The sequence below is a fragment of the Serratia sp. N21D137 genome (assembly GCF_047530005.1).
GTDB classification, from domain to species: Bacteria; Pseudomonadota; Gammaproteobacteria; order Enterobacterales; family Enterobacteriaceae; genus Chania; species Chania fonticola_B.
In genome coordinates this window covers 1-6,100 of the sequence record NZ_JBLJAJ010000068.1, presented here as the reverse complement: position 1 = coordinate 6,100, position 6,100 = coordinate 1, and the positions used below count along the sequence as shown (strand labels likewise).

Genomic DNA, 6,100 nt, shown 5'->3' with positions numbered 1-6,100 from the left:
ATTTGGTCCCCGTAGCCGCAGTCTTATCTTCCAGGTCACCGTCTGCATCTGAATAAGTATAGCTACCCGTCAGTGTTGCACCTTTAGCTGTGTCAGTCCCGTTATAGTTACATTACTCGCCACCGGGGCCGCACCGCTTGTCACTGTTGCTGTAGCTACTGATACTGCCTGGCCGCCTGTCAGATTAACCCCAGTCTTGGCCTTTGGAGTCACGCCAAATATCAGCTTTTTCCCTATATCAGAAGCCTGCACTTCATAGGTCATATTGGTCGCACCTGATATAGGCGTATTTGTGTTATTATGGTACCACTGGTATTTGGTCCCCGTAGCCGCAGTCTTATCTTCCAGGTCACCGTCTGCATCTGAATAAGTATAGCTACCCGTCAGTGTTGCACCTTGCTGTGTCAGTCCCGTTATAGTTACATTACTCGCCACCGGGGCACTACCTTGTGTAGCAACCGCTACTGCACAAGTTTCATGACCTTCAAACGGAACTGTGTATTTAGGGTCAGTCCTTGGGATAATACATACTGTTAATTTATTACCATTACCATCACCAGCTACCAGCTTATAACTGCTACTTGTACCATTTACAGAAATGTTTATGTCATTAAGTTTCCACTGATAACCTATATTGAATTCAGCATCCCCATCAGCATCTGAGAAGACTCCAGTGTTAGGTTGAATGCTTACAAAATCACCCTCCCGTGGCATAAGGTTATCCAATAGTGGGGGGGGGGTAACAGTTGGAGCACGCCCATAAACTTCAGTAGTAGGTCCTGAAACTGTAGCCATTGCAAGTGGAGCCAAAATTATTAGCATATAGCCAGATAGCCACCTTAACCACTTGCAATAGCAACAATTCATTTAAATACCTTTAATATCATGCACTAAATTTAATGCAGTTTTATAATCAGTAGGGGATATCTTCCCCCTACTCGCAATTAACTAAAACAATTAAATTAAGGTTTATTGGTAACATCCACCTTAACTTTTAGTTTTTGATTATCTTTTGTAACCATATATGTCGACTTGTTTTCACCATCAATATTAGCATAAATACCATTACCATCTCCAGTAACAGCGTCACGCCCCTCAATCATCCACTGATATGTAAGATTCGCTGGAGTACATGTGCCACCCGCACAGGTTACATCAGCAGTTAATTCACTGCCAACCAAAGGGTTACCTGTAATCGCTACACTGGTAACTGTCCCTGAAGTTGCGGTTGAAATTGAGTTGCTAGATACCACTGCAATACCATCATAAGGGTCTGTATTTATAGGATCAGTATGTGGTTTCACCTCAACAGTGATGGTTTTTCCGATATCATTAACATCAAGCGTATAGCTATCGTTAGTTGCCCCAACAATAGAAACACCATCACGCATCCATTGGAAAGATAATCCAGCTATTATATTTCTTGCAGGATCAGTAAGTGGTGGATCATTATCCACATCGTTAAACTCAAAAGCATCCCCATCCGGTTGGCTTAAGTTAGCAGTTAATTCGTCTCCACCATCAATTACACTATTACTATTTATATCTTTATACAATATTTTACCCTGCGTTACTGTTGGTGCTTGACCTTTGACAGCACTCGTTTCTACTGATAAATAGGCAAGTGCTGGTGAAATTGCAGCAGCACCTAGCAACACTCCTGTAACCACAGAAGCCAGAGTATGTTTCTTAAATCTAAACTTAACTTTCATTTTGTTAATTCCTATGACAATTCGTGATAATCATGACACCAAAGAGTATGCTTAAAAGTAAAAACAAAATGAAGTCAGGGCATAGTAACCCTTAACTTACGTCTTTGCATTTCTCGAGTGACTGTGTAGGTACTTCCAGACGCACCAGGAATGGCAGTATATATTCCAGAGTATGGACTAGTTTCAACCTCCCATTGATAGTTTGAGTCAGGACAGGACTCATTTGTACTGATATTTATACATTCAGATTTGACTGTCAGTTCATCACCTACCAACGGTGCTCCTGTTAACACGTTATCATTACGCTTAATTATCAAAACAACCGGACTTGCACTGACAAAAAAAACACCAACCTGCTTACTGTTATCATGCAAAGTAGCTGTGACAATGCTCTCTCCGGGGCTAAAGCTGGTCAGCGGCAGGATAATCTCGCCTTGGATATTAGTTATAGCACTATCGGCAATAACTGCATTATTAGTAGCACTAAAGGTAACTGTAACTCCATGAATAGGTTTTTCTTCAGCATCAGAGACCAATAATTTTACTTTATTGATGCTGATACCATTAGCTATACCGCCATCTTCCAATACACTAAAATCAGCTATCTGCAGTGTTTGCTTAAAACTCAATGGGATATCAAGACTTTCCGTGACCGAGCCCTGGATAAACTGTACAAACAAGGAAATATCCCCAGACTGTAATCGAGTTATATTTACCTGCCCTTGTCCATTACTATTAGTTTTCACTTTCAACATGACTTTTTCGACATTTTCCGGTGTAATAACTCGTTCTGAAACCATTACTTCACTTTGCCCTTTATTCTCACTTAATACTGAACCAACTGGTGCACTGAATAATAGCTCCTCACCGACAAGAGGTTTTCCATGATTATCAGTTAAAGTTACTGTCACTTTGGCTGCATCTTGCCCATTTGCAAGCACATTGTTCTTCTCAACAACGTGCTGTAATACAATACCTCTAGGAGTTGATATAATCGTCGTACTGACAGGTGCAGAGGCATTACCCTTGACATCCCACGCAGTTGCGAGGACGGTATAGGTATTAGCTGACAGAGACTGCACATTACGGTAGACAGGGTAAGTAAAATGCAGTTGAGTCTTTTCAACCGAGGATATTTCGGCTGTCCCTCCAGCTGCTAATAAATTAGTGGTGTCCCACTCAATACGCTCCAGTGGGTATTTGCTGCTCACATTGGCAATCAACAGATCGCTACTATCTGCAGTCCCTATTTTAGTAGGTAGAGTCAGTCGCAAGAGTGTTTGTTTTTGGTAGTCAAGAACAACTTCATTGTTTCGGTCAACCAAACCAAGGCGGCTACCTGACAATTTTTTCGTTGCAGCAACTGCTTCTTGAGAGAGTTGTTTGTCCAGAGATTCACCAAGGCGATAGTTAAGTCCTAATGTAAACTGAGTATTACCTTTACTACTTTTCCCTTTTTTATTCTCCGTCCCTAAGGTAAGCAGTGGAAAAGGGGTATAGTTTACACCCATAGTAAAAGCATAAGGGTTTTTCTGGCGTTCATTTTTACCAAGAAGGGCAACATCATTACCTTTGTAGCGTTCAAACATTAGCTTTCCCCCCAAACTTGGATAGAAAGGTAAAAAGGTTTCAGCACGAACATCATAACCGTTTGCAGGACGTTCGTTATAATCAGAAAAATCTCGAGACTGATGCCAACCACTCAAACCTAAGTAGGTATTTGCCGATAATTTCATATAATCACGAAATGCTTCAGCTCCTACCCCTATACGGCTATTTTTTCCACTTATATCTTTGTCATAAAAACCATTTAGGCCTAGCAGCCAGTTATTATAGTCTATACGACCGCCTAAACCAGCATTCAACGTTGTACGCCCGTCTTTATTTCGTACGCCAAGTTGGGTAAACATTAGCGTATCATTAACATCATGAAGAGGGATCAAAATATCTAAGGCACTACCATCAAAACGGCCAGGGTCGTTCATGTTTAACTGAACACGCGTAGTACCAAATGGGCTCATTAATGATTCCACAGACTTATTGACTTGCCCCTGCACATAACCTTTTGCTGCTGATGCTGCTGCAAAAGAAGAATTGTCTGCAGCAATAACATCAGCCAAATAGACGGTTGCATTGGCCGTTTTACGAAGTGTCTGGTCTTTAGACTTATCCCCTGTAGGTGCAACTGAGCGGATAGCAGCTGGATTTATCGGTACATCAAGCTCATCACCTGTAGTCAACTTTAAAAAAGGCTTACTAAAACTGCGAAACTGATTGATTTTTCTCAGTGTGGTAACACTTATACCATTTTTTTTTGCAACTGTATAAACAGACTCACCTTTCTTAAGTGTATAAGGCTCATTGTTAGATATGCTGACAGCAGCAACATTATCGTTTATAGGAACAGTTGATGCTATTGCGAACGTATACATCACCGAACTAAAGAGTATAGTGAGTTTCAATAAAGAAGGTAGCAAGATAGCAGAACTATAATTAGTTGACATATAAAAACCTAAAACTAAAGTTAGTTTAGTTGCTTTCCTATGAAGGGTAGCATAAAAAAAACAGATGTACAGTGTATTAAAATTTCTAAATTGTTCCCACCCACGTAAGGTGGACACAGGCCTAAGTGATCTTGACCCACCATCTCCAGACAGCTTTTGTATCTTAAGTTAACGATGCCCGCAGGCGCCGGTATTCCCTCAGGGAACGGTATCCCAACGCACTGTGTGGATGATCTTCATTGTAATGTTGAACGGCACTGCCAGGTTCTGCAGCACCGTTCGCACATTGGGTTTTGGCATGAACGCGATGTAGTCCTCCTTCATCGTTTTCACGAACCGTTCAGCCATACCGTTACTTTGTGGACTGCTCACTGCTGTTGTTCGGGCTTCCAGATTCAGCTCCCTGGCGAACTTGCACGTATCATACAATGTATACGCCGAACCTTTGTCCGTCAGCTACTGCACCGGCTTGTCCAGGAGCCTGGCTCCGAAGCACTTTTCCGCCGATCTCAGCATCACGTCCTGCACGGTTACTCTGTCATAAGCGCCAGTGCTTGCTGCACAGCCTATGGCTTCTCTGTCGCAGCAGTCCAGCGCGAACGTCACCTGCAATTTTCCTCCGTCGTCACAACCAAACTCGAAGCCATCTGAGCACAAGTGCTGGTTGTTCTCCGGTATAGAGATTTTACCGTTATGCTCACACTGAGTCCGCTGCAGTTTGTCATGCAACAACAACAGATTATACTTGTTAATCACCCGGTAAACACGTTTGGTATTTACCGGGTCTGTCCTTCATCGCGCAGTTGTTTGCGCATGATCCCCCATATCAGGCTCCATAGACTGTTGTATAATGCCGATCTTTTCCTGTAGCGTATTACGCTTGCGGAGCTCCTGCCCCAACAATATTCCGGTCATCTCAAAATTAGAACCAGTATTATACATATGTTTAAGCCTATCTCTTATTTTAAGATACATCTACTATCTGATGTTTCTTGGGGCCGCGCCACCTGGTTATCAACCAGCACAGATTAGACCCTGCCGCCGAAGTAACAGAAGGCACGGACCAGTGACTCATAGGTATGTTATACATCCTGCTTTGGCACAGCAAAGACATGGAAGCGATGGGAGAACACCAGTGTATTAACTGCGAAGTTAACGTTGCCACTGACCGGCGACCTCTACCTCAACTTGGCCCCAGTCATGCTGAAGCTTGTAACCGGGCTAAGTTTCAAAGCGAACGGCTTTCTTTGACGGTCGCATTTGGCGTTTGGGTTGGATGTAATAACGAAGCATAGAGTGCCCACCAGTGTAACCATTGCTTTTATTTCTGCGAGGATGACCTCGGTATTCCAGACATTCTCTGCCAGACACGTGTCGATATAGTTCATGAACGGCTTCAGTTTGGCTATTTTGTGGCGCGTATTTCTGGCCGGTAGTTCAGGGTATTTAAGGTAACGCCTGACGGTGCGCTCAGAGCATCCTACCTGAGTCGCAATGTCGACAATGTATACACCTTGCTTGCACATTTGCTTTATCATGTAAAAGTCCTCTCTGCTCAGCATGCTGATGTCCTTTCTGGTATGAGAACTTCAAGGAAACAACATGTTGGATAAGGCGGAAAATCCAAATGGTGAATTACTATCTTATATCATTGGATCTAACATTCTGGAATGATTTCAAAAAACTTAAGACAATTACTTATCACCAAAAATCTAACACTATACGTTTTTTCCTTTGCTATAGGATTAGCTCATTAACGGCGTTTTTCAAGCTAGTTGTCACCATTGACCGTTTTAAGCGGCCTGTTTTTCTTTAGTCGGCTCTCTTTCTGGATTCAGCGTTGTCGGTCCCACTGGTGTGCAGTTTCGTATTTCGCGCTTTCCC

Annotated in this window: 3 protein-coding genes and 2 pseudogenes; all 5 read right to left on the bottom strand. The window is 42.7% G+C overall.

The genetic code is table 11. The features are described from left to right. Positions 1–69: 69 nt before the first annotated feature. On the bottom strand, positions 70–867 hold the full coding sequence (locus ACMV5H_RS24870; RefSeq protein ID WP_414822729.1) for a hypothetical protein: 798 nt from the start codon (positions 865–867) through the stop codon (positions 70–72). 95 nt (positions 868–962) lie between these two features. Further along, positions 963–1,712, bottom strand: a complete 750-nt coding sequence (locus ACMV5H_RS24865; RefSeq protein ID WP_414822728.1) for a ZirU family protein — start codon at positions 1,710–1,712, stop codon at positions 963–965. 74 nt (positions 1,713–1,786) lie between these two features. Next, on the bottom strand, positions 1,787–4,333 hold the full coding sequence (locus tag ACMV5H_RS24860) for an inverse autotransporter beta domain-containing protein (RefSeq protein ID WP_414822727.1): 2,547 nt from the start codon (positions 4,331–4,333) through the stop codon (positions 1,787–1,789). Between the two features lie 46 nt (positions 4,334–4,379). Then, positions 4,380–5,043, bottom strand: a pseudogene (locus tag ACMV5H_RS24855) (integrase core domain-containing protein); the annotation flags it as partial. Positions 5,044–5,184: 141 nt separating this feature from the next. Beyond that, positions 5,185–5,778 (bottom strand): annotated as a pseudogene (locus ACMV5H_RS24850) (DDE-type integrase/transposase/recombinase); the annotation flags it as partial. Between the last annotated feature and the right edge of the window lie 322 nt (positions 5,779–6,100).

Coding starts and splice junctions, on each gene's coding strand:
- ACMV5H_RS24865 (WP_414822728.1), bottom strand. CDS start 1,712: ATGAAAGTTAAGTTTAGATTTAAGAAACATACTCTGGCTTCTGTGGTT.
- ACMV5H_RS24870 (WP_414822729.1), bottom strand. CDS start 867: ATGAATTGTTGCTATTGCAAGTGGTTAAGGTGGCTATCTGGCTATATG.